The following is a 25,281-nucleotide window of genomic DNA, read 5'->3' as shown; positions in this document are numbered from 1 at the left end:
TAAATGCTAATGAAAGCAGTTTTACCTTTTATTTTGGGAATGATTTGGTCGTTGGGGGCGATGGGGCAGCAAAAGCCGCAGTACAGCCTTTACAATACCAACAACTTCCTCCTGAACCCCGCTATTGCAGGCATAGAAGAGTACACAGACGTGAAGATAGGAAGCCGCCAGCAGTTTTCCGGCGCCGACGGTTCTCCTTCCACTTACTATGTGAGTGTACATGGTCCTATCGGTTACAGCTCGGTTGCCAAGAGGGCCCTAAAAGCTAAAACAACACCTTCATTCAGTACGCCAAGCCAGAACCGGATGATACGGCCCAAGCCACACCATGGGGTAGGTTTGCTGGTGATGCACGACGAGGTTGGCGCGTTCTCCAGAACGGAGGCCAGCGTATCTTATGCCTACCACCTGCTGCTGAGCGAGGAAGTGAAGCTGGCGGCGGGCGCTTCGGCAGGTATTATCCAGCAAAAGCTGAGCGCCAATGAACTTACATTTTACGATGCCTCAGACCAGGCCAATGTAGCCTGGAATGCAGTGAAGCCAAACCTTTCTGTGGGAATGTGGCTGTATAGCAGCAACTTTTACCTTGGTATCTCGGGTGCACAGCTGCTTGCCAATTCGGTTAATTATGATGATATGATCGAAGAAAGGAATCATCAGTATGAGCATTACTTTGTAACGGCAGCCTATAAGTTTGATGTTTCCGACAGGTTAAGCCTTATTCCGTCTTTAATGGGTATGTGGCTGCAGCCCTTGCCCGGCTCTATCGATTACAACCTGCGCGCCATGTATGACAACCGCATGTGGGTAGGCGGATCTTACCGCGAGAACGGGAGTTTTGCTGTGCTCGGGGGTGTTACCCTGAATCATGTTTTTGATGTGGGGTATGCCTACGATACCGGCCTGCGTGACCTTCAGGGTTTTGGCGGCAGCAGCCATGAGGTGATGGTAGGCATGCGGCTTTTTAACCTGCGTAAAGTGTTTTGTCCTGCCAGCCTCTGGTAGGGTTTTGCTCCTCAGCCAGTTTCTGAAAAACACACATTTAATAACACCTTTATAGGCTGTATGTGATAATCCTGCTTTGTAAGTGGCAAGTCTCTGGCTTTATGATTAAATTGCCCGCTTAACCATAAGTCACATGTACGAGACAAACGAAAAGCGCCCTGTACTATCCGACAGGATAACTGCGCTGGCAGAATCACAAACGATCGCCATGGCTAAAAAAGCCCGCGAACTGACCGCGCAAGGATATGACATGATCAACCTGAGCTTTGGAGAGCCTGATTTCCAGACGCCGCAGTATATTAAAGATGCAGCCAAGAAAGCCATCGACGATGGATTTACTTTCTATACGCCGGTGCCCGGTTACCCGGAACTGCGCCAGGCGATAGTTGATAAATTCAAGCGCGACAACAACCTCGATTATAAACCTGAAAACATTGTGGTTTCTACGGGTGCCAAGCAAAGTATAGCCAACGCGGTAATGTGCCTGGTAAACCCCGGTGATGAGGTTATCATCGTTTCGCCGTATTGGGTATCTTACGAGGAGATTGTAAAGCTGGCCGAAGGTGTGCCGGTGCCGGTACAGGGAAGCCTGGAGAATGATTATAAAATAACGGCAGATCAACTGGAGAACGCGATCACCTCCAACACCAAACTGGTGATGTATTCCTCGCCCTGCAACCCGACCGGAGCAGTGTTTAATGAAGAGGAACTGCTGGCAATAGCCAGGGTGCTGCAAAAGCATCCGCAGGTATACGTAATTGCCGACGAGATTTACGAATATATTAACTTTGAAGGTCAGCATGCAAGTTTAGCTGCATTCGATTTTATCAAGGATCGCGTGATTACAGTAAACGGCTTTTCAAAGGGCTATGCCATGACGGGCTGGCGCGTGGGCTACCTGGCCGCGCACAAAGACATTGCCGCTGCCTGTGATAAAATGCAAAGCCAGATTACTTCCGGCACCTGCTCTATCGCCCAGAAAGCGGCCACAGCTGCCCTGCAGGGAGGGAAGGAATCTGCACTGGAAATGACGGAAGCCTACCGCCGCCGCCGCGATTTGGTGTTGGCGCTGATGGCGGAAATTCCGGGCTTTAAAACCAGTGTGCCGGACGGCGCTTTTTATGTTTTCCCGGATGTGAGTTACTACTTTGGCAAGCGCTATGATGACAAAGTCATTAACTCAGCTGACGACCTAAGCATGTACCTGCTCACGGATGCACACGTGGCGCTCGTAAGCGGCGAGGCTTTTGGTGCACCACAAAGCATCCGCTTCTCCTACGCTATCACCGACGAAAAGCTTGAGGAAGCGCTGCATCGCATCAAAAGCAGCCTGGCAAAGCTTCAATAATGAATCAGGTTACGCGTCTGGAAGATATATTTTCGGGCTTCGGCAAATTGCGCGTGCTGGTGGTGGGCGATGTGATGATTGATTCTTACCTCTGGGGCAAGTCAACGCGCATTTCGCCGGAGGCACCGGTGCCTATCGTAAATGTGCTGAAGCGCGAACAGCGGCTGGGCGGCGCTGCCAACGTAGCACTGAATGTGCAGGCGTTGGGAGCAACGCCGCTGCTTTGCTCTGTCATCGGCAACGATCAGGACGGCGCCGATTATGTGCGCCTGATGGCGGAGAAAGGGCTGTCTGCAGAAGGCATTGTGCAAAGCCCTGATCGGGTAACCACCATTAAACAGCGTATTTTGGCCGGCGCCCAGCAGTTGCTGCGCATCGACTCTGAGGTAGAGCATAACCTGACAGCAGAGGAGGAGCGCCAATTGGAGCAGCACTATATAAAACTACTGGACAAGGCAGACGTGGTGATTTTTGAAGACTATGATAAAGGCGTTTTCTCAGAGCAGAATATCCGGCGTTTTCTGGCGCTGGCCAATGCGCGCGGCATCCCTTCTGTTATCGACCCAAAGAAAAAGAATTTTCTGAGTTATACCGGCTGTACCTTGTTTAAACCGAACCTGAAGGAGCTGAAAGAAGGCCTGAAGCTGGATTTTGCAGATGATAACCTGCCAGCTTTTGAGGAGGCTGTGGCTACGCTTCAGGAACGGTTGCAAACAGGCCGGGTGCTGGTAACGCTGTCAGAACGGGGTGTATTTGTTGCTGACGGTGCCGATAAAACGTACATCGCCGCGCACCGCAGGTCTATTTCCGATGTATCCGGAGCCGGCGATACGGTGATTAGCATCGCCGCTCTTTGCATGGCCCTCAACACCTCGCTGCCTTTTATGGCAGGGCTCAGCAATCTCGGCGGCGGCCTGGTATGCGAGCAGGTAGGGGTAGTGCCTATAGACAAACAGTGCCTCCTGGAGGAAGCCCGCCGCATCAGGCTATTAGAAGCCCATGAACACAGAATCGCTTAACAGGCATTTATATGACAGTAAGCTGCTGGCGTATGCTATCATGCGCCGTACAGCTTATGTGCTTGCTGTTCTGGCAGTGGGCTTGCTGTTGTATGCCCATGGTGTAGAGAAAAACCAATACAGGCTGCAACTGCTTTACTATGTCATAGATGCTATACTGGCTGTTTTTGTTCTGATATACCTGGTTCGCATACTTTACGCATTTGAGCGAATCAAATTTCTGAGGCGCACCTGGTTTGAAGGGATGTTGCTGAGCATCATCTTCCTCAACGAATTCTGTACCTATGTGCTCGGTTTTCCTGTTGTTTATACTGTTTTCGACAACATCGGCATCCCTTTATCAGTGGAGTTTTACCGGGTCCTGGTGTCGCTGTACATGTTGGTGCTGCTGGTAGTGGAACTGCTGGAAACGAGGATACACCTGAAAACCATCCAGCTAAAGCCATCGATAGCGTTTATCCTGAGTTTTGTTCTTTTGATTTTTGGCGGAGCAGGGCTGTTTATGCTGCCTAAAATGACAAACGCCCCGGAAGGGATGCGCTTTCTGGATGCTTTGTTTATGGCTACCAGTGCCGGCTGTGTTACGGGACTGGCTGTGGTAGATCCCGGCACCTACTTCACCTTTTCGGGACAGGTGGTGCTGCTGCTGCTCATTCAGATGGGTGGCTTGGGTATTCTGACCTTTGCCACTTTTTTTGCCTCTCTGATGCGGCAGGGTGTGGGCATCAAACAGCACGTAGCCATGCACCAACTCTTAGAGGGTGAAACGCTGTTCTCTTCCAAAGGGATGCTGCGGAACCTGATCTTTCTAACCCTTGCCATTGAAGGAATCGGTGCCTTTGCCGTGTTCCTGACCTGGGGGCCCGAAACGCACTTTGTTAACCTGGGCAGTAAGATTTTTTTCTCCATCTTTCATGCCGTTTCTGCATTCTGCAACGCCGGCTTCTCACTTTATCCGCAGGGGCTATACACAGAGCCTGTGCGGTATGCCTATGTGCTGCACCTGGTTATTGCCATGCTGATTATCTTTGGCGGCCTTGGCTTCCCGACCATTGTGGATCTGTTCTCGCCCAAGGCGATGCGTGAGCGCATGGAAATGCCCTGGAAGAACTGGAAAATGCTGACCCGGGTTGCGGTTTATACCACGGCGGCTTTGCTGGTATTCGGAACAGTGGGCTTTTTCCTGCTGGAATATTACAATACCCTTTCTGAACTGAACCTGGCTGAGGCCCTGGTTACCTCCTTCTTTCAGTCTGTTACCACCCGCACGGCTGGGTTTAATACGGTTGAGATTTCGGAGTTGAGCGTACCTACCATGTTGCTGTTTATTTTTCTGATGTTTATTGGAGGTTCGCCGGGCTCCACAGCGGGAGGTATTAAAACCACTACCTTTACGGTTATCCTGCTGGCCGTATGGACCACCATCCGCAACAAGCGCCACCTGGAGATTGGGCACCGAACTATACCGCATGCGGTGGCCTACAAAGCTTTTTCTGTATTTGCATTTGCGGCCATACTTAATATTACCTTCCTGTTTATACTTTCTATTTCAGATGCGCAGTACGATATCATCAAGCTGGCAATGGAACAGGTTTCAGCATTTGCTACGGTGGGGTTAAGCACCGGTATAACGGCTGGTTTGTCGGATGTGGGCAAGCTGGTCATTATACTTTCCATGTATCTTGGCCGGGTAGGTACCCTCACGCTGGCCCTGGCTCTGAGCACCAAGGCCTCCTACGTGGCACATAAATATCCCGAAACGCACCTGGTGGTCGGGTAAAACCGAGAGATTTGTAGAGTTAAAAAGTTAGAGGGTTAGAAAGTTAAAGAGTTAACAGAAAACTCACAAATTTTTAACTCTCTAGCTTTTTAACTCCCTAACTCCCTAACTATTAACAATGCTGCCATACTCCTTTACCGTCTGCACAAAGCATTTTACTTTTTCCGGATCGGTGTCGGGGTATACGCCGTGGCCGAGATTGGCGATGTGGCGCTGAGGGCCGAACTCTTTCAGCATCTTAATGGTTTCGTGCTGAATTGTTTCAAAAGAACTATAAAGCAGGCAGGGGTCCATGTTGCCTTGCAACGTTTTATCGGGGCCAACTTGCTGGCGGACTTTTGAAGGCTCCATGTTCCAGTCCAGGCCAATGGTTTCGCAGTTTAGCCGGGCAAAATCTTCCAGGGCAAAAAAAGCACCCTTGGCAAACACGGTTACCGGTACGTTACGGATGGCGTTGCATATCTCGGAGATGTAGGGAAGCGCAAACGTACGGTACTGTGCCGGCGATAATATACCTGCCCAGGAGTCGAATATTTGAATCAGGTTGGCGCCAGCCTCTACCTGCGCCTGCAGATAAGCGATGGTGGTATCAGTGATCATGCGCAGCAACTGGTGTGCCAGCCTCGGATTGGTATACAACATGCCGCGCGCCTGCGAGAATGTTTTGGAGCCGCTGCCTTCCACCATATAGGCCAGGATGGTCCAGGGGGCACCGGCAAAACCAATCAGCGGCACACGTCCGTTCAGCGCTCTTTTGGTGAGCCTGATGGCATCCAGCACATAGTGCAGGTGCTCGTGCGGGTCGGCCACGCGCAGGTGTTTCAGGTCTGCTTCGCTGCGGATGGTTTTCGGGAAAGTCGGCCCGCGCTTTTCTATCATTTCATAGGTGCAGCCCATGGCTTCGGGCACTACCAGTATATCCGAAAAGATAATGGCTGCATCCACATCCAGTATATCTACCGGCTGAATAGTAACTTCGGCGGCCAGCTCGGGCGTTTCCACCAGTTCTTTAAAGCCGCTCAGGCTTTCGCGCACAACTCTGTATTCCGGAAGAATACGTCCGGCCTGGCGCATCAGCCAGACAGGGGTGCGTTCTACCGGTTCGCCTTTTGCAGCGCGTATCAGCAAATCATTTTTCAGTTGCATGGCGCAAAGATACAGAAATTAATGTGCTAATTGTTTAATGCGCTAATGTGCTAAGTAGATTTGTAGCCGAGGCAATTTAAAAATAAACTTACTTCATACTGCTCTCTGTAGCATCAACAATTTAACTATTCAGTAATCAGACAATTCGATCAATAGCACATTAAACAATTGGCACATTATACTTTACCGCTCCGTAAAGAACAAAGCCGTTAGTGCCGATACGATAAAGTTAACGCCGATAGAGAGCACAATGAAACCCATAATGCGCGAGAGCGCCGCCAAACCGCCTTTGCCCATGTAGCGCATCAGCTGGTACGAAAAGCGCAGAATAACGAAACTTACAATGGCCAGCAATACAATACCAACCAGAATCATTACCATATCGAAATAGGAGAGGGAGGTGGTAAACAGACCAATGCTGACGGCAATAGCGCCAGGGCCGGAGAGCATCGGCATAGCCAGCGGCGTAAACGAAATGTCCTCTTTCAGCTGACCCTCTTCCACCACATCCGGCGAAATCTTTTTCTTATTTGCGCCCGGCGCCAGCAAGTCGAAACCGGCACGCATAATCATCAGGCCACCGGCTATGCGCAGGTCGTGGATGCGGATACCGAAGAAATTCAATACATATTGGCCAGCCAGGAAAAATACGGCCAGAATACCGACCATGTACAGGCAGGCCTTCAGCGCCTGTTGGTTGCGGTGCTCCCGGGTGTCGTCCTGCGTTAGTGTCAGAAACACGGGCATAGCACCAAAAGGGTTTACAACAGAAAAAAGTGCAGTAAAAGTGGCCAGTATAATTTCCATGTAGAAGGGTGCGGTATAGAAAGATAGCGCTTTAAAATTAGTTCTTTTGCCGTGCAAAACAAAAACCGCTGTAGCGTAAAGGATCGCTGCGTAAGGTATAAATGCAATTTGCTGAAGTATAAAAGTGCCGCTGCGACAGCGCCGGGCAGAACGAGACAGCACAAACCAGGCGATGCCTGAAGTATAAAAATCATTAAATTAAAAGCTTTGTACCTGGCTTGTTAAAAGTAGCGAAACGCCCAAGCCTGCCGGAACTACAAGGCACAAGCTTAACAGTTGCTGAAGTATAGGTGGCGGATGATAAATCAGCGCCGGGGAGATTTATGAAATCATCAGAAAATGAATTCAGCGGATTAATTAATCTGTTGTACAAGTATAATCTTTTGATTATCATATAAGTAGAGGCCGTTGTGCCGGGGCAGGGTACAGGTGTTTGTTCTTTTGTCTTTCGTCTCCGCACATAATACGTATTTTTGAGAAACAATCACTCTAAAAATATGCAAGGAGAAGTAAAGCTGGGCATACTGGGCGGCGGACAACTGGGCCGTATGCTGCTGCAGTCCGCACTCGATTTTAACCTTTACACGCTGGTGTTGGATCCGGACGAAAATGCGCCGTGCAAAGATATATGCAATGAGTTTTGTGTAGGCAGCTTCCGCGATTACGATACCGTGTATAACTTCGGCAAAAGCTGCGACATCCTGACCATTGAAATAGAACACGTAAACGCTGATGCGCTGGAGCAACTGGAGCAGGAAGGTGTACGCGTGTATCCGGATGCCCGCACGGTGCGCACCATTCAGGACAAAGGCCTGCAGAAGATGTTCTTTCGGGAGCACTCTGTTCCTACTTCAGACTTTATACTTTTGAAGGATAAACAGGCGCTGCAACAAAACACAGCCTTTCTGCCCGCCTTTCAGAAGTTGCGCCGTGAAGGATACGATGGCCGTGGCGTAATGCGCTTATCCGGTGAAACAGAGATGAGCAAAGCTTTTGAAGAACCCTCTGTGCTGGAGAAGCTGGTAGATTTTGAGAAAGAAATATCGGTTATTGTGGCCCGCAATAGCGGCGGCGAAGTAATGGCTTTTCCGGTGGTAGAGCTGCGTTTTCATCCGGAGCACAACCTGGTAGATTCGCTTTTCGCACCCGCTGACTTATCTTACAAACTGCAGCGCCATGCCATTGAGATTGCTACCCGCGTGATAGAGGCTTTTGGCATGACGGGCATACTTGCCGTAGAGATGTTTGTAACCAAAGATGGGCAAATCCTGGTAAATGAAGTAGCGCCGCGCCCGCATAACAGTGGCCATCATACCATCAAAGCCAACTATACGTCGCAGTATGAACAGCATCTGCGCGCTATACTGAACCTGCCGCTCGGTTCCACTGAAATACAAAGTGCTGCCGTAATGCTGAACCTGCTGGGCGAGCCGGGCTATGATGGCGAGGCAAAGTACGAAGGCTTACAGGAGGCGCTGGCAGTACCGGGTGTATACATTCATCTGTATGGCAAAAAATATACCCGGCCAGCACGCAAAATGGGACATATCACCGTATTGGGGCAAACAATAGAAGAGGCGCAGCAACGCGCTGCCACTGTTAAAGACGTAATTAAAGTAAAAGCATAAAGTATGGACGACGAAACGACAAACACACAACCGCTGGTAGGCATCATCATGGGCAGCCAGTCTGATCTGAGAGTGATGGAAGCCGCTGCGGAGATTCTTGAAAATCTGGGCGTGCCCTTTGAACTGACCATTGTGTCGGCGCACCGCACCCCGCACCGCATGATAGAATATGCTGAAAATGCCCGTAAAAAGGGGCTAAAGGTAATTATTGCCGGTGCCGGCGGCGCGGCGCATCTGCCGGGCATGGTGGCAGCGCTCACCACGCTGCCCGTAATTGGTGTGCCGGTAAAGTCAGGCAACTCTATAGACGGTTGGGATTCTGTGCTGTCCATACTTCAGATGCCTGGAGGTATACCGGTGGCAACCGTTGCGCTGAACGGTGCGCTGAATGCCGGCTTGCTGGCGGCGCAAATTCTGGGAACAACCAATGCTGCTGTGGCCGATAAACTGGAGAAGTATAAAACCAGCTTAAAAGACAAGGTAATGCGTTCGGCGGAAGAGCTGAAACGTGGCGACAGAGATTTGGAATAACACCTAAACCAGGTCAGGTGGCCTCAGGTTCGGACAGCCTGCTCCTATTTACATCTTTTAGCATCTATACTCATAGATGCTAAAAGATGTAAATAGATAAGATTTGAAAACCTTAAAGCGCTGGTCGGAGTAAATGGGTACGGTTCATTTCAAAGCTGCTTTTAGCTTTATCAGACTAAAGGTAAGTATGGTTTTTAACCCTTCTTAGGCAGCCGGAACATTTTAACTATAGTAAACAAAAGCAGTGCTTGTATGCGGAGGTTGTTTTTAGGGATGTTGCATGTGTTTACGGCAGTGAAATACCCTTCTATGCACGTAATTCTGCGCAAGTATATCAGAGATAATTATTATAGCCGGTTAAATCAGCTGGGATTTATCGGCAAAGATTACTTTGATAAGAAGAAGTATAAAGTAATAGAATTTCAGCAGGAATTCCAGCAGGAACTGACCTTTGTACTGCCATTTGCTTATTGGCACCATCTGAACGGCACACTTCTGAAAACAATCTCCTGCAAGAATACCAAAGATTTATACTTCTTCAGCGAAAACCACGAGGAAAAGTATGATGTGCGCTTGTGGCGCCCGCTTAGTGCCTCTTACGATGTGCCGAACATGACGCACTGCAATACATTTTCTTTTAGTAAATGGGCGCGGGTTCCTTTAAAGGAGCATTATCAGAATGATCGGTTCAGGTTTGACAAGCCCCTTTTAATCATTGCCAACAAGTATAATATAGAGTGGGATGGTGCTCCAATCAATTATCTGGATTATGCCACGCTTAATCAGATTATAACTACCTACAAAGATAAATATCAGATTGTCTATAACAGGCCATCCTCCGGACAGATAGTGGAGGATAACAGCGAAATCCTGGATTTAAAAGAGCATGCCCGCATGCGGCAGGAGCACCCGGAGGTTATTGTGATGGACGATCTGTATGCCCAACACAAAGCCACCGTCAACAGCTTTAATCATCTGCAATTACTCCTGTATGCCAACTGCAGCCATTTTATATCGGTGCACGGCGGCACGGCGGCATTGGCAAGCTACTTTGGCGGTACGAACATCATCTTCTCGAAACGTGGCGTAGAGCATTATTTCAATGAGTTTTCCTCTATTTTTCCTGCATTGTCAGGCGCCAGGATTTTACACGCTAAAACAGAGAAAGCCGTACTGCGGTATTTAGAGGAGTACTACTGATTTTGCCTGTGCCTGCTGCCTTTACCTGAAGAGTTTGTCTCTCAGATACAGCAAAGGTAATTTGCTATACATCCTCATATACAGCCAGGAAATTTCTTTATAGAGCCCAAAACTCTGGTGCATGCGCAACGCCTCTTTTATATTTACCTGCACAGATGCATAATTATTTGTTTTTTTCCACAGCCGCCGGGCAACTATAAGGCCATAGTACGCATAATGCTCTCTGGATTTCCGGATAACGGTTTTCCGCTGATCTGCCGGCAAATGCTCCTGCACCATTTCCATGGCTTTGGTTAACTGCTGCAGATACCTTGCTGTCAAAAACATTTGTCCTGAAATAGAAGTATTATGCCTGCGGTATTCGGCCAGTACCTCGGGTGTATAGGCAACAGCGTAATGCCTCGCAATGCGCACCCACATTTCCCAGTCTTCGCCATAGGTTATGTTGTAAAACGCACCCAGTTTTTCGTATACTTCGCGGCGCACGGATATAGCTGCGTATTGTATCCGCTGCTGTTCACCTATGCGGATGAGCCAGTTGCTGAGCAATCCGTCTTCCTGCCTTTCAGGCTGAATGCGGTTAAGCACTTTGCCTACTTCATTTACCGTATCAAACCTGCAAAAGGCGGCGCCTGCTTCTGGATAAGTATGAAACAGCTTTGCTATCTTTTCATAATATCCGGGTTTTACTTTGTCGTCGCCGTGCAGAAGATGTACCAGTTCACCGCGGGAGCGGTTAATGCAGGTTTCAAAGTTGCTGAGGCTCCCTACGTTCTGCGGCTGCCTGTAATACTTAATCCTGCCTTTCCCGATGCGTTCTACCAATGCTGCCACATCGGTGTCTGTACTGGCATCGTCCACAACTTCTATCTGCATGTGCTCTGCCGACGGCGCCTGTTGCAGTACGCTTTCCAGGGTTTCGGGTAAATACTGGCTGCAATTGTATACAGGAATCATAACCGACCAAAGCGGCCGATCCTGGCCGGCGGGAACAGGCTTGATAACAGGAGGGGAAGAAGGAATATAATGCATGTAATATATATAATAAGATGATTATAACGTGAAATAATCAGAAAAGATATATGTTTGGTGCAGGAATGAGATCAAATTTATATTTTGCTGCTCCTTAAACCTGAGCAAAAGGATATAAGTATCAAGACACCGGGCACAACGGTTTTTTCTCATACCTGATTATCAGGTTTTTATACTGCGCGATAAGATGCTTAAAATCTATCATTTATTTTGACCTGTTACTTACATGCAGAGCATCTATCACCTTCCTGCTTTGGTGCGTCTTAGAACCAGGCTACTGTTACGCCTTTTAGCCTGCTTGTAAATATGAAATGGCAACTCGCTTTTTCGCTATTAAACATGTATGTTTATACCTCATTTTATTTAATTAATGGCAAATATTGTTATAATATTTAAACTTATATAATCTGTTTAAGTAAAACGTGATTACCAAAGAGCCTGCTTAACTTACCCAGAACATTACCTTTTATGCCTACTTTACCCCACACAAAACCTTCTACCGTTATAGCATACAGACCCCAGTTAGACGGGTTAAGGTTTGGCGCAGTGCTTACTGTCTTATTTTACCATTTTTTGCCCACGCATCAGATGATTGGCCGTGTGCTGGATATTGGGGTGCTGTTGGTTTTCTTTTTTGTGCTTAGCAGCTATCTCATCACTAAAATTCTGTTGGTTGGCAAAGAGCGTGGTCTGGCAGCAGGCTATAGCAAACTTAAAATAGGAGCTGTTTTTTTATCGCGCCGTACACTCCGCATTTTTCCCGCTTATTATTTCTATATCTTTATTTTGTTGTTTATTCCATCAGCAACATATGTGCGCGAAAATTCTGCTACCTTTTTCCTATACCTGTCTAATTATCAGATCTTCTTTGATCAGGAGTGGGGCGAACTAACAGCGCACCTGTGGACATTAGCGGTAGAAGAACAATTTTACCTTTTTTGGCCGTGGCTCATTCTGCTGACGCCTAACAGGCATTTACCAAAAATGCTGTTTCTGATTATAGCCTGTGGCATTATTTCCAGAGCTGTGATATTCGGTATGCTGGATTCTCCGGCAACGCAGGAAGTAACGTTGCTTGTGCTCACACCTACCTGCCTGGACGGCTTTGGCTTTGGGGCGCTGCTGGCTTACCAGCATTACTATGGAAACAGCATCAGCTATCTCTGGAAAAAAGTGTTTTTCATCGCACTGCCCATCTGGATTATCACCCTGTTTCTAGGTAATCCGGCTATCTCTATCGTAGTTGATCGGGTATTTGTATCGTTATTTGCCATGTTCATCCTCGAGGGAGCAAACATAGGGTATAAGAACATGTTTGGCAGAATGCTGGAGCATCCGGTTGTGCTTTACCTAGGCAAAATAAGCTATGGCATTTATCTGTATCATATTTTTGCGGTAGTTGCCTTTTGGAAAGTGTTTGCCAAGCTTACCGCAGGCAGACATACTTTTATAGGTATAAATGTTTCGAGTATTGCGGACTTTCTCAAGCAGCCTTTGGTGAGCTTTTTAATTTATCTGGGACTGTCTATTATACTTGCCTCCGCTTCCTGGTACCTGCTGGAGAAACCAATCAATAAACTTAAGCGCTTCTTCGTGTATAATTCCGCTAAAAAGGAGGCGTTGAAGGTGCAGGAACCGGAACCAGCCAGGCCGGCGCTTTTGCAGCCGCAGCCGGACAGCCACTTAGCTCAGCCAAAGGAAAACGTTAAACTTTAGTTTTCGCATTTCGGTAATCATTATAGTTAAAAGCAATCACGACATAAATAAATAGTGGTAAGGCCATGTACGTGCCTTACCACTATTTATTTCCATTGGTTGATGAGTGCCGTAAATGCCGGTGCAGCGCAGTTTTTGACCTGCACCCTACCGAGGCGGTACAGCAATGCATGTTTTGTGATCGGCCTCTCCTCTGTAGTGAAGGCTGCCGTAAAGCCGCTTGCAGCTGCCAGCGCCATCGTTTCTTCGTTGTAGTTGCCGTAAGGGTATGCCAGCAGAGATGGTCTGTAGCCGGTTGTTTCTTCAAGGTATTGTAGATTGCGCAGCAACTCATCCGCTTGATAAAGCCGGTCGTGGAAAGCCAGTGCAGGGTGCGACACCGTGTGCGCCTCCACAGAAAACAGCTTGTTTCTACTCAGTTCCTGCAACTGTGCCTTCGTCATACTTAAACAATCCGCCCGGACTGATTTTGGAACACCTGTCCATGCCCTGATGCGTTGCAGTGATTCCTGCTGTATAGCTTCCGGAAGCGGCTTCAGACATCGCCAAAGCTCGTAATACAGGGCACAACGGCGGGAGGGCGGCGCTTCCTCACAGGCATCCCAGCGGCTGTTCAGCTGCCGGAGTGATTCAGAAAGATGGGCCTCCTGCTCCAGATCGGATACAATGCTGTTCCCATTTATCTCCAAAGCAAAGTGGCGCGGTAAGTGCTCTGTAAATAAAATGAGCTGTTCCAGTTCATCCCACCAAAATTCAGCTGACGCCCCAATATTACCGGAGGCTATAAAGAAAGTGGCAGGCAGCTTATACTTCTCCAGCAGCGGTTTGGCTACCAGGAAGTTATCCATATAGCCATCGTCGAAGGTAAGGGCGATACTATTTTTCCGGATTTTACCCTTTCTGACGTCTTCAACCAAATCTTGCAGAGAGATGACGTTTTTTGTCTTTCGGAGCACCTGCAAATGCTGTTCAAAGTTTTCGGGGCTTACGGCAATCTTCCACATGTCAGCTTCCGGAACGGCCACACGATGGTACATAAGCACGACCGCGCGGCGCTCAAAATACTTTTTTATAAGATAGCGCAACCGGTTTTTCATGCGGCAGAGGCTTTCACTGCTTTTACTGTAATCGTTACCTGAAAATGTGGATCGTGCTGGTCGAGCTTGGCTATAGAAACCTCCGGCAAACCCATGCCATACAAAAAGGTGGTGGCGGCATACACGTTGCCATAGCTGTTTACCTCTACCGCGCCCTGCGGGAAGGCATCGGCCATCAGGCGGCACATCGCCTTGTCGGTAAAAGCCCAATACCAGGTTTTTTTCCACTCACCGTGGTCGATAGGAGTAAGGCCGGGCACTGTGATCAACAAGGTGCCGCCCGGCTTAAGTATGCGGTGGCAGGTTTCCAGTGCGCCTTTAAAATCATAGATCAGGTGCAGCGTCTGGGTAAGTACAATGGCATCGAAGGTGTTGGACGGCAGGTGCGGCGCATCGCTGATGTCGCCGACAAAAGTGGCTTTCGGGTTGCTGGCATCCACGTGCAGGATATCGCTTTGCGTAATCTTATCGCCTCCGAACAGCAATGTATACTCGTTATCACCGATTTCGAGGGCACGGCCTTTTATACTTGCCTGCTCTTCCCGTAAAAAGTTTTCGATGTAGTAGCGGTCTACCGGGCCGCCGCGATCATAGCCGAAATCGGTGCTGAAAGGCGAGGCACGGTTAAAGTCACCTAAATCTACATTACCCACAGCAGGCACACGGGGCTTGTACAGCCCCAGTTGCTGCATCCATCTTAAGCCAAAGGCAGGCATGTTTCTTTTTATTACTGATTTTATTGCAGAGGCATTGCGTTTGGCCATATATTTAAAGAATAAGCTTGGGTGATGTTTTAATAATGTGAGATATACTTGCTCAGATGCACGCGCTTTTTTGTGCAGCAGCTTCTGATACAGTTCTTTTGTATAGTAGGCTTTCCAGATGGCATGGCCTTTTTTGTAAGCCTGTTTTTCGGTGGGCGTTCTTAAACGGTTTTGCTGCCGATCCAGCACCTGCAGCCCCGCGGCCAGCATTACGGGTATGTTAGCAGAGGCATTGGAAGTATGCAAACGATAAGCGGCAACTTTGTACGTATGGTGGGCCACCGGATATTCCCGCGCAATATTCAGGTATAGGTCATAGTCTTCGCAGGATCTGAGTGAAACATCATACTGCAGCACATCAAAAACCCAGCGCCTGTACATTACCGTTGCAAGCATACCAATATAGTTGCCCTGCAGCAATTCGCAATAGTGGTTGGTGGTTACCTCCCGCACCTCTTCCTTCACCAGGCCATCCTCCACAAAAACCTTGTCGTGCGCACCGGATACAAAGGCGAGCTTTTCGTTTTGCTGCAAATAACGCGCATTGGTTTGCAGGGCGCCCGGCAGGAGCCAGTCGTCAGCATCCAGGAAAACCAGCATTTCTCCTTTGGCATGCCGGATGCCCAGGTTTCGGGCGGCTGACGGCCCCTGGTTAGGCTGGTACACGTACTTTACCCCGGTATTTTTTTCGGTTACTTCTCTGGTGTTGTCCGTTGAGCCGTCGTCCACAACAATTATCTCAACAGCAGGATACGCCTGTTGCCGGATGCTGGCAAAGGCTTCAGGCAGATAAGCACCCTGGTTGTAGCACGGAATGATAACGGAGATCAGCGGAAAATCTGTCTGGAGCGATGCATCCATACTTAGCGTATTGCGTGTGGGTGTTGCTTTCTTTTTCTTAAATAGAAGGCCAGCCCAGACAGTAATCCACCAATCTCTGCCCACAACGTGCTATAACGGGAATGATATCCGGGAAATCCTTTTACTATCAGCCGCCCGTAGTCAACTGGCACCAACCAAAGAATGTATCGCCTGTAACCAGCCTTAGGATTTTGTTTCTGCTGTATGAGGGCTGCTGCTGTAGCACCGCGCATATAGTAGAAGATCTGCTTCTTAAGCCCTTTCATTTCTTTGCGATGCTGGTGGAAAACTATGGCCCGGGGATTATACTTGATAGTATGGCCGGCTGCCAGTATCCGGTACCACATCTCCGAGTCTCCATTACAGCCGGCAGCCCCCACATCCAGCAATTCATTAAAGAAGCCTACTTCTTCGAAAACATCTTTGCGAAATGCCATGTTGGCCCCTGCACCAATTTCCCATACCGGCGGACCTTTCGCCAGGGTTGCTTTAAAGTACTTGCTGTCGTAAGTTTTATCTGCGTAGCCGCGGTTAAAGCTCCAGAACTTCTCAAAAATATACTGCGCCTCAGTTTCTAGTTCTGATGCAATAACGAGCCCTGTCATAGCTGCAACAGCCGGATCCCGGAAAGTTTCCCATACCCTGTAAAGCCATAAAGGATGTACCACCACATCGTCATCCACATACGCTATTATAGGTGATTTGGCATATAAGATGCCGGTATTCCGGGCAATGTCGAGTCCTAAATGGGGTTCTTTAACATAAGTTACACTGTTAAACTGTTGCACCACCTTTAAAGTAGAGTTGTCCCCGGGAGCAGGCGCGTTGTCAACCACAATGATTTGCTCTGGCTGGCTGGTCGTTGAGGTTAAAAGCGTAAGGCAGCGCTGTAACTGATCAGCCCTGTTGCGGGTGCAGATAATAACGGAAACAGGAACTTTGGCGGGCAGTTGTCCGGGAAGGGCGCTGGTAAAGATATCAGCCATCCAGGTGGTCCATGCCGCAATATCCCTGCCAGGGAGCCATTGCTTCCAGTCGCCTTTCGCCTCGCGGCCCTTTGTATAAAACTTAATGGCCGGCCGGATAGCCGCTGCCAGCTTGCTGTAATATTGCTTTGAAGTAAGCTGCCTGCCTGGCGGCAGGAATACATGCCCGAGCGCAATTTCTTTCCACCAGAACACCAGATAATAGCCGTTCTCTGCCAGATCAAGCACGGGTGGCGCCTGTTGCCTGCTTAGGTCTATGTGCGTGATAAGGTAAGGAGCGTGTGCCTTCATGAACAGTAATTATACTATGTAATCTGCCTTAACAAAATCCGGCCAAGAAGTTAAATCTGAACTATTCAGCATTGATAATTATTTAGTATTTGCCTTATCGCATCTCCTGTTTTTAACTGATGCAATTAAAGTATAAACCAGGAGCCTTGATAATTCTGCTACCATATTACGGTGCTACAGGCTTTGTTGTACAAGTATAAATAACAATACGTAACCATTTTAGGAGGCGCTGTATGCTTACTGCTGAAAAGCCATTTCTTTTTGATGCAGCCGGAAAGGGAACTTTGGCCGTACAGCTCCCCACCATTTGCCATACCACTGGATGTTCTCGCGGTAATCCTCTACATCAACCGAAAGACATTCCTCATAATTATAAAGTTCTACCGAAGTATCTTTCACTACTATAATAGAAAAGTAATAAGAACCATCGTTGAGGAAGTTGCCCGGAATATTACATTCGCCTTCCACCAGTCCTTTGTCGCAGCGTGAGGCGGGAGAGAGTACGTCAAAAATACATTCCCCGCCGTAAGAAAACAGGAGGAGACTGGTACTAAGCAGGACATCATCGGTCATGTTCCAAAACTGAAACTTAACCGTAAGAGGCGTCCGGATGTCCAGCGGCGCATCTGGGGTGCTGAGCTGCGGCACCAGTTCCACTGATTTAAAGCGGATAAAATCGTTGCCGGGCGCTTCTGCCGGCGTAGACCATTCCTGCTTTAGTTTGAACTGCTGTATTCCCATTATGTACTTGTTCACCACAGAGGATACCTCACCCAGCTCCATCATTTTGCCCTGGTTCAGCCACAGCGCTTTATCGCAGAGGTTGTTTATGGCCTGCATGCTATGGCTCACAAACAGGATGGTGCGGCCATCGGTTTGTGACGTTTCCCGCATTTTGCCCAGGCACTTTTTCTGGAAGTCAGCATCGCCTACGGCCAGCACCTCGTCCACAATCAGGATGTCGGGCTCCAGATGCGCCGCCACAGCAAAGGCCAGGCGCACATACATGCCGGAAGAGTAACGTTTAACAGGTGTGTCAATAAAGGCTTCAACGCCGGAGAAGGCAACTATCTCATCAAACTTTTCCCGTATTTCGGATTTGCTCATCCCCAGTATATACCCGCTGATATAGACGTTTTCGCGCCCGGTCAGCTCCTTATGAAAACCGGTGCCTACTTCCAGCAAACTACTTACCGAGCCTCTGCCCCGCACAGCACCTTTGGTGGGCCGCACAATCCTCGAAATTATTTTCAGCAGGGTAGATTTGCCGGAACCATTACTGCCGATAATGCCCAGCACCTCGCCCTGATTTACTTTAAAATTGATGTTCTGCAAAGCCAGTATACTCTGCTTGTTAGCAGCCAGCGCCTCTGTGCCGTGTGCCTGGAAAAAAGGGTCTTCCTGCTTCAGCACGGAGGTAGTCCACCACCGCTGCAAATCCTGGCGCAACGAACCGGTACCAATCGTACCCAGGCGATACAGCTTCGATAAATTCTCTACTTCTATTACAACGTCTCCCATACCCTCTTTAAACTACATCAATCAGCTTATCACTTTGTTTATTAAATACGAGCATGGCTCCGGACAGCACCACGATCATAAATATTATGCTGTACAGCAACTGTCCGGCTGTTACGGTACCCTCGCCCAATAAAGATAAGCGGTTCAGCTCGAAGAGCGGCGTAAGCGGGTTTAGCTGTACCATCCAGCGGTATTTTTCCGGTAACGACTCAAGCGGGTAAATTACAGGGGTTAAGTACATAAACAGCCTGATGCCCAGCGTTACGGTGCCAGCTATGTCACGGTATTTGGCGGTAATTACGGAAAAAAGAAGCCCCAGGCCCAATCCAATGCCTGCCGTGCAAATAACCGCGAATGGAAAAGCCAGCGTAATAAGTGAAAAAGGTGATGGCAGATCCTGAAATGCCCAGTAGTAGCCAATCAGCAGCAACAGCATGACAAACTGTATGAAGAAGCGAAAGAACTGTGTGCTGGTTACAGCCAGGGGTACTATCAGCCGCGGGAAGTATACTTTGCTGAATACTTGGGCATTATCGCGGAAGGTATTGGATGTGCCGCCAAAGCTGTCGCTGAACAGGCTCCATAGCACAATACCTGAAAAGTAAAACAGCACCGGTGGCAGGTTGCCCGTCGAAACGCCCACCAGCTTTCCGAACACCAGCACATACGTAACCAGTGTCAGGAGGGGTTGCAGCAGTATCCAGAGGGGGCCAAGCACGGTTTGCTGGTAGCTGAGCAGGAAATCGCGACGCACCAGGCTGCCCAGCAGGTGCCGGTACGACCATATTTCGCGCATGCTCCAGCCCCAGTAGCTCGTTTTGCTTGTTATTTCCCAATCCCACCCTTTTTTGCTTTCAGGCATAAATGTATTTTACAAATGAATGTGTAGTATTCTATAAAAGAACGATGTATAAAATCCGGATTGAAGTAATACCGATGAAAAAAATCACACCAGCAGATGCATGAGAAAGTAAAATTATAATAATTCTTTCGTTGTTTTCTTCACAGTTTAACGGAAGACCGATAAAACTTAGTGCCATGTTTTTTAGTTCGGGCATAGCCGTTTACCTATCTTTCTTCTAAAAAGTTATACTTCATCAAAGGAAAAAATGGTATCAAATGCTTTGGCTGTCTTTAAGCGCTTAACTATAATATTGCAGGCTGCGGTATAGATTGTATTAAGTATTATGAAAAAAATCCCCTGCTGAAAGCTCAGCAGGGGATTTTATCTGATTTATACTTTGGCGGCTTATTTGCTGCCGTCTACTTCTTCGTAATCTACGTCGGTTACGCCGCCGCTATCGGCTGTAGCGCCTTGTGCGCCGTTGCCGCCGGCCTGGCCGTTTGCCTGACCATCGCCGCCCGGTGCACCCTGAGTGGCTGCATACATTTCCTGTGAGGCAGCGCTCCAGGCGTTGTTCAGGTTTTCGATGGCCCGGTCGATGCCAGCAATATCCTTGGCACCGTGCGCTGTTCTTAATTCACCCAACGCATTCTCGATGTTGGATTTGTTACCGCCTGATAGCTTGTCGCCATATTCTTTGAGTTGCTTCTCTGTCTGGAAGATCATGGAGTCGGCTGCGTTCAGCTTCTCAATTTCTTCCTTCGCTTTCTTATCAGACTCAGCGTTGGCTTCTGCTTCGCGGCGCATCTTCTCAATTTCCTGCTCTGTTAAGCCGGAAGAGGCCTCGATACGGATTTTCTGCTCTTTGCCTGTCGCTTTGTCTTTGGCGGTTACATGCAGGATACCGTTGGCGTCGATATCGAAGATAACCTCAATTTGCGGAACACCACGTGGTGCAGGCGGAATATCAGCCAGGTGGAAGCGGCCGATGGTACGGTTATCCTTGGCCATAGGGCGCTCGCCCTGCAGCACGTGAATCTCCACAGAAGGCTGGTTGTCCGAAGCGGTAGAGAATGTCTCAGACTTTTTGGTCGGGATGGTTGTGTTAGACTCAATCAGTTTGGTCATCACGCCACCCATAGTTTCAATACCCAGCGAAAGCGGGGTTACGTCCAGCAGGAGGACGTCTTTTACTTCACCGGTTAATACACCACCCTGAATGGCAGCACCAATCGCTACTACCTCATCCGGGTTTACACCTTTAGATGGCTTTTTGCCGAAGAACTTCTCCACTTCTTCCTGCACTTTCGGGATACGGGTAGATCCACCTACCAGAATCACTTCGTCAATGTCTGAAGTAGAAAGTCCTGCATCTTTCAGGGCCTGCTTGCACGGCTCCATAGATCGGCGAATCAGGTCGTCAGACAGCTGCTCGAACTTAGCACGGGTGAGTTTGCGTACCAGGTGTTTCGGCACACCATCAACCGGCATAATGTATGGCAGGTTAATTTCTGTTTCGTTGGAGCTGGAGAGCTCGATTTTAGCTTTTTCAGCAGCTTCTTTCAAACGCTGCAACGCCATGGGGTCTTTGCGCAGGTCAATGCCTTCGTCAGCTTTAAACTCATCGGCCAGCCATTTAATGATTACCTGGTCAAAGTCATCACCACCCAGGTGCGTATCACCGTTGGTAGAGAGTACTTCAAACACGCCATCGCCCAGCTCAAGTATGGAAATATCGAAAGTACCGCCACCTAAGTCGAATACCGCGATTTTCTGATCCTTGTGTTTTTTATCGAGACCATAAGCAAGCGCTGCTGCTGTCGGCTCGTTGATGATACGCTTCACTTCAAGTCCGGCAATCTGGCCAGCTTCTTTGGTAGCCTGGCGCTGTGCATCGTTAAAGTAAGCCGGAACGGTAATAACCGCTTCGGTTACGGTAGTGCCCAGGTAATCTTCTGCCGTGGCCTTCATTTTCTGAAGAATCATCGCAGAAATTTCCTGCGGCGTATACTCGCGATCTCCGATTTTTACGCGTACCGTGTTGTTGTTGCCCGGCACCACTTTGTAAGACACATGCTGCGCTTCGTTTTCTACCTCGCTGTAGCTATGCCCCATAAATCGCTTGATAGAAGCTATGGTGTTGTGGGGGTTTGTGATCGCCTGGCGCTTGGCCGGATCACCTACTTTGCGCTCACCGTTTCCATTATCCAAAAAAGCAACAATGGACGGTGTTGTTCTGCGGCCTTCGCTGTTTGGTATAACCACTGGCTCGTTGCCCTCCATTACGGCAACGCAGGAGTTGGTAGTACCTAAGTCAATACCTATTATCTTTGCCATTTTTATAGTTTTATTTATCGGTTTCTATTTCGTTTTTCTGTTGCCTGTAGTATAACAAGCCTTGTGCCAGGGCCTTTTTCCGGTACTAATTATGCCAATATGTCATATTGGGAATGTTTGCTTTCGCTTTTGCCAGCTTTATGCCCAAACAGGTGCTGCAGGCACGACACATTTTCCTGCACATGCTATTACCTCTTACTGCGGGGGCAGAAGAGGGGTTTCAGAAACTGTAGTTCCGCGATGATAAAGGGTTCTGAAAAAGCGGTGTTCCACAAGGTATGACTTACCTGGACAAGGCACTACTAACTGCATATCTGCAGCAGAGAGGCAGCTGAAAATTGCCGGTTATACTTACTTTACTTCAGTACTTTTCCGGCTTCAGGCAAAGCTGATAATGCCCATTCTCGATGCATTTTGCCGGAATAGTGCAGGCCGTCGGGGGCCAGGTAAGCCGTGTCGTTGCCATACTTGCGGGTAAGCGGGGTGATGTTGATAAAAGGAATACCGGCTTTTTGCGCTTCTTCTTCGGCTATGGCGTTAAAAGCGTCTATCTCTGTGGCAATGTGCTGGCGGTCGCGGCCCTGCGCAAATGGCGTTACGCCCCAATCCGGTACAGACAGCACGATAACGTGTGCCGGATCGCCTTTGGCAAATCTGACAGACATCTGCAGCAACTCCTTAAATTCGGTACGGTAGGTAGCTGTACGCTGGCCCCGGTACTGGTTGTTCACGCCAATCAGCAGCGACACCAGATCATAGGTTTTATTCAGGTTGGCAGCTTCGATAGCACCGGCCAGTTCGGAGGTCGTCCAGCCGGTGCGGGCAATGGTGGTGGGGTTGCTTATATCAATTCCTTTGTGGCGGAGCAGTTCCGCTAACTGCATGCCCCACTGATCTGTTTCCGGCACCCCTTCGCCAATGGTGTAGGAATCGCCGAGCGCCAGGTAAGTATACTTTGTGGCTGCGGCAGGTGATGGTGTGTTAGCCATAGTAGCATCATTGTCTTTGCACAAAGTAAAGGAAAGACTACCGAAAAGCAGCAAAGTATAAAGTATGGCGCGAGGTAGCATATACAGTTTATACTTCATACGCCGGCCTAGCCGCTCTGGATTGGAGCAGGGCGGTGTTTAGGCAAACCTATACTTTGTTTGTTTCCTTTTTTGGCGGGCTTTTTCGCGTTGTTCTGCCGCTGCTGCGTTTGGTCGTGCGCCGCACATATACCGCCGAAGGGCCTTTGTCGTCTTCCTGCCGGATGGTGAAAGTATCTTTGTTGGCTTTGATGAGCTGCGAGAGCTGGCTGTAGCCGAACGTGCGCGGATCAAAGCTGGGGTCGAGCTGGCGCAGGCTGACGCCCATGGTGCCCAGGTGTGCCCAGCCATCCTCGTCCGCCGACATCACAAAGGCTTCCTTCAGGAGCGGTACCGGATTTGGGCGCTGCTGCCCACTGTCGTTTCCGCTTTCTTTGGCTGCAGCCGCAATCTTATTGTCATCAATGTCGTCGGTCAGGTTTTCGGTGAAGATGAAGATGTTGCAGGCATTTACAAAAGGTTTGGGTGTTTTGCGCTGGCCGATGCCCATCACGAAAATGCCTTCTTCCCGTATGCGGGTAGCCAGCCGCGTATAATCGCTGTCGGATGATATAATGCAAAAGCCGTCTACCAGGCCCGAGTGCAGCAAATCCATGGCGTCGATGATGAGGGCGCTGTCGGTGGCGTTTTTGCCTATGGTGTAACGGAACTGCTGTATCGGCTGTATGGCGTGGTTGTTCAGGCAGTCTTTCCAGCCGTTCATCTGCGAGGTGGTCCAGTCGCCGTAGATGCGCCGGATGGTGGGCGCGCCATACTTGCCAGCCTCCGCCAGCAGCTTCACAATCAGGCTGGGCTGGGCATTGTCGCCGTCTATCAGCATGGCCATGCGGCCGAGCTTTTTTTCGTGTGTGGTATTTTTCATTGGTGTCAGGGTTATTTCCGGGCGGAGGTAATCTTCCAGTGTAGTGCTTAAGTATTTGCTTTTAAGTATACTTTAATTTCCGACAGGGGTTGTAGCCATAAAGTTTGGCAATTGCTACCCGGGCGTTTACATTTGTTAAGTTAAGAAGAGATAAAGGTACCGGAATTCAGATATAAAAGCGATTAAAGAAGTATGCACCAGGCCATTTTATATTTTTAACAGCGCTGCTGTTTACGATTAAACCAGGGTGGTTGATAGCAGGCGGGTTAATGGCAGAAGTATAAAACAGGAATGCATACCGGCCAAAAGTACTTTTGCATCATACATAAAATTTTAGGTTTCAGAACAAAAACTACAGAACGGCACTATATGCATAAATTCAGAAATATTCTACTAACAATGGGAGCTTTATGGATGGCCGCAACGGGCATGGCAAAGGCACAGGTTTATAAGGCTTCGGAGCCGCTGGCGCACACCTTCTCTATTGTGGCCCGTGATCCGGCAACCGGTGAAATGGCCGTGGGCGTGCAGAGCCACTGGTTTTCGGTGGGTACTGCCGTGCCCTGGGCAGAGGCGGGGGTAGGCGTGGTGGCCACCCAGTCGTTCACGAATAAATCCTTCGGGCCAAAAGGACTGGCGCTGCTGAAAGAAGGCAAGACACCGGAAGAAGCCCTGGCAATATTGCTGGCCGGTGACGAAGGACGCGAAGTGCGCCAGGTGGCTATACTGGATGCAAAAGGCCGCGTGGCCGTGCATACAGGCAAACAATGCATCCGGTATGCCGGCGATATTACGGGCAAAAACTTTTCGGTGCAGGCCAACATGATGCTGACCGACAAAGTATGGCCGGCTATGGCCAAAGCCTTCGAGAAAAGCGACGGACAGCCGCTGGCCGAGCGTGTGATGCTGGCGCTGCAGGCCGGGCAGGAAGCAGGCGGCGATATTCGCGGACAGCAGTCGGCAGCGCTGGTGGTGGTAAAAGGACAGGGATCTGACCAGCCCTGGGAAGATCGCATCATCGACCTGCGGGTGGACGACAGCGAGCACCCGCTGCAGGAACTAGGTCGTCTGCTGAAAACCTACCGCGCTTACCAGCACATGAACAACGGCGACCTGGCTGTGGAGAAAGGGCAGATGCAGCAGGCCATGCAGGAATATGGCGCCGCCGAAAAGATGTTTCCGAATAACCAGGAAATGAAATACTGGCATGCCATTACGCTGGCCAACAACGGACAGGTAGAAGAGGCCGCCAAGCTGCTCCGGGAAGTATACAGAAAAGACAGCAACTGGCGCGAACTTACCAGCCGCCTGCCCGAAGTCGGTCTGCTCACTGTTAACAAGCAGAACTTGGACAAGCTGATAAATCTTAAGTGATAAAAGTTAGAAAGTTAAGGAGTTAAAGCGTTAGAGAGTTATAG

At 49.1% G+C, this 25,281-nt stretch carries 20 protein-coding genes; 9 read left to right on the top strand and 11 right to left on the bottom strand.

All coding sequences use genetic code 11. The features are described 5' to 3' along the window. The first annotated feature begins 9 nt into the window (after window positions 1-9). The 4 genes from I2I11_RS11525 to I2I11_RS11510 all read left to right on the top strand — a co-directional run bounded on the left by I2I11_RS11525 (window position 10) and on the right by I2I11_RS11510 (window position 5,152). Window positions 10-1,005: a PorP/SprF family type IX secretion system membrane protein gene (locus I2I11_RS11525; RefSeq protein ID WP_196267862.1), complete on the top strand. Its 996-nt coding sequence runs from the start codon at window positions 10-12 to the stop codon at window positions 1,003-1,005. A 133-nt stretch (window positions 1,006-1,138) separates the two neighbouring features. Continuing rightward, the gene (locus tag I2I11_RS11520) at window positions 1,139-2,353 is read left to right on the top strand and encodes a pyridoxal phosphate-dependent aminotransferase (RefSeq protein WP_196267861.1); all 1,215 of its coding nucleotides are present in this window, start codon (window positions 1,139-1,141) and stop codon (window positions 2,351-2,353) included. Continuing rightward, on the top strand, window positions 2,353-3,372 hold the full coding sequence (locus tag I2I11_RS11515; RefSeq protein WP_196267860.1) for a bifunctional heptose 7-phosphate kinase/heptose 1-phosphate adenyltransferase: 1,020 nt from the start codon (window positions 2,353-2,355) through the stop codon (window positions 3,370-3,372). The genes I2I11_RS11520 and I2I11_RS11515 overlap by 1 nt, the downstream gene beginning before the upstream one ends. Then, window positions 3,353-5,152 (top strand): TrkH family potassium uptake protein, encoded by a 1,800-nt coding sequence (locus I2I11_RS11510; protein WP_196267859.1) that lies wholly within the window; start codon window positions 3,353-3,355, stop codon window positions 5,150-5,152. Before I2I11_RS11515 ends, I2I11_RS11510 begins: the two co-directional genes overlap by 20 nt. A gap of 105 nt (window positions 5,153-5,257) precedes the next feature. Here I2I11_RS11510 and hemE read toward each other — a convergent pair whose 3' ends face one another. Both hemE and I2I11_RS11500 read right to left on the bottom strand, forming a co-directional pair. Next, window positions 5,258-6,298, bottom strand: a complete 1,041-nt coding sequence (gene hemE / locus I2I11_RS11505) for a uroporphyrinogen decarboxylase (protein WP_196267858.1) — start codon at window positions 6,296-6,298, stop codon at window positions 5,258-5,260. 183 nt (window positions 6,299-6,481) lie between these two features. After that, complete coding sequence (locus I2I11_RS11500; protein WP_196267857.1) at window positions 6,482-7,105, bottom strand: MarC family NAAT transporter; 624 nt, start codon at window positions 7,103-7,105, stop codon at window positions 6,482-6,484. Between the two features lie 497 nt (window positions 7,106-7,602). On the opposite strand from I2I11_RS11500, the gene I2I11_RS11495 reads away from it, so the two are divergent. The 3 genes from I2I11_RS11495 (at window position 7,603) to I2I11_RS11485 (ending at window position 10,464) form a co-directional block, all read left to right on the top strand. After that, window positions 7,603-8,733: a 5-(carboxyamino)imidazole ribonucleotide synthase gene (locus I2I11_RS11495; RefSeq protein WP_196267856.1), complete on the top strand. Its 1,131-nt coding sequence runs from the start codon at window positions 7,603-7,605 to the stop codon at window positions 8,731-8,733. 3 nt (window positions 8,734-8,736) lie between these two features. Further along, entirely contained in the window at window positions 8,737-9,264 is a 528-nt protein-coding gene (gene purE, locus I2I11_RS11490; RefSeq protein WP_196267855.1) for a 5-(carboxyamino)imidazole ribonucleotide mutase, read from the top strand. A 309-nt stretch (window positions 9,265-9,573) separates the two neighbouring features. Continuing rightward, window positions 9,574-10,464, top strand: coding sequence for a hypothetical protein (locus I2I11_RS11485; RefSeq protein ID WP_230680119.1), 891 nt, complete (start codon window positions 9,574-9,576; stop codon window positions 10,462-10,464). A 21-nt stretch (window positions 10,465-10,485) separates the two neighbouring features. Here the strand turns inward: I2I11_RS11485 and I2I11_RS11480 are convergent, their stop codons facing one another. Further along, a complete protein-coding gene (locus I2I11_RS11480) occupies window positions 10,486-11,496 on the bottom strand; it encodes a glycosyltransferase family 2 protein (RefSeq protein WP_230680116.1) in 1,011 nt (336 codons plus the stop codon). A gap of 468 nt (window positions 11,497-11,964) precedes the next feature. Between I2I11_RS11480 and I2I11_RS11475 the strand changes: the two genes are divergently transcribed. Further along, complete coding sequence (locus I2I11_RS11475) at window positions 11,965-13,212, top strand: acyltransferase family protein (protein ID WP_255531377.1); 1,248 nt, start codon at window positions 11,965-11,967, stop codon at window positions 13,210-13,212. 86 nt (window positions 13,213-13,298) lie between these two features. Here the strand turns inward: I2I11_RS11475 and I2I11_RS11470 are convergent, their stop codons facing one another. The 8 genes from I2I11_RS11470 to I2I11_RS11435 all read right to left on the bottom strand — a co-directional run bounded on the left by I2I11_RS11470 (window position 13,299) and on the right by I2I11_RS11435 (window position 23,863). After that, window positions 13,299-14,309 (bottom strand): polysaccharide deacetylase family protein, encoded by a 1,011-nt coding sequence (locus I2I11_RS11470; protein ID WP_196267852.1) that lies wholly within the window; start codon window positions 14,307-14,309, stop codon window positions 13,299-13,301. Continuing rightward, window positions 14,306-15,934 carry a glycosyltransferase gene (locus I2I11_RS11465; RefSeq protein WP_196267851.1) on the bottom strand — a complete coding sequence of 543 codons (1,629 nt, stop codon included), beginning with the start codon at window positions 15,932-15,934 and terminating at the stop codon, window positions 14,306-14,308. Before I2I11_RS11465 ends, I2I11_RS11470 begins: the two co-directional genes overlap by 4 nt. Before the next feature lie 2 nt (window positions 15,935-15,936). Further along, entirely contained in the window at window positions 15,937-17,211 is a 1,275-nt protein-coding gene (locus I2I11_RS11460; protein ID WP_196267850.1) for a glycosyltransferase family 2 protein, read from the bottom strand. A gap of 237 nt (window positions 17,212-17,448) precedes the next feature. Next, complete coding sequence (locus I2I11_RS11455) at window positions 17,449-18,732, bottom strand: ABC transporter ATP-binding protein (protein WP_196267849.1); 1,284 nt, start codon at window positions 18,730-18,732, stop codon at window positions 17,449-17,451. 7 nt (window positions 18,733-18,739) lie between these two features. After that, window positions 18,740-19,594, bottom strand: coding sequence for an ABC transporter permease (locus I2I11_RS11450; protein ID WP_196267848.1), 855 nt, complete (start codon window positions 19,592-19,594; stop codon window positions 18,740-18,742). A gap of 387 nt (window positions 19,595-19,981) precedes the next feature. Continuing rightward, entirely contained in the window at window positions 19,982-21,913 is a 1,932-nt protein-coding gene (gene dnaK, locus I2I11_RS11445; RefSeq protein WP_196267847.1) for a molecular chaperone DnaK, read from the bottom strand. Window positions 21,914-22,269: 356 nt separating this feature from the next. Further along, window positions 22,270-22,902: an SGNH/GDSL hydrolase family protein gene (locus I2I11_RS11440; RefSeq protein WP_196267846.1), complete on the bottom strand. Its 633-nt coding sequence runs from the start codon at window positions 22,900-22,902 to the stop codon at window positions 22,270-22,272. A gap of 148 nt (window positions 22,903-23,050) precedes the next feature. Further along, window positions 23,051-23,863, bottom strand: coding sequence for an NYN domain-containing protein (locus I2I11_RS11435; RefSeq protein ID WP_196267845.1), 813 nt, complete (start codon window positions 23,861-23,863; stop codon window positions 23,051-23,053). A gap of 399 nt (window positions 23,864-24,262) precedes the next feature. Here I2I11_RS11435 and I2I11_RS11430 point away from each other — a divergent pair, with 399 nt between their 5' ends. Next, entirely contained in the window at window positions 24,263-25,237 is a 975-nt protein-coding gene (locus tag I2I11_RS11430; RefSeq protein ID WP_196267844.1) for a DUF1028 domain-containing protein, read from the top strand. Window positions 25,238-25,281 lie beyond the last annotated feature (44 nt).

The organism is Pontibacter rufus (assembly GCF_015694705.1).
In the GTDB taxonomy this organism is placed as follows: domain Bacteria; phylum Bacteroidota; class Bacteroidia; order Cytophagales; family Hymenobacteraceae; genus Pontibacter; species Pontibacter rufus.
This window is presented reverse-complemented; position numbering and strand designations above follow the sequence as displayed.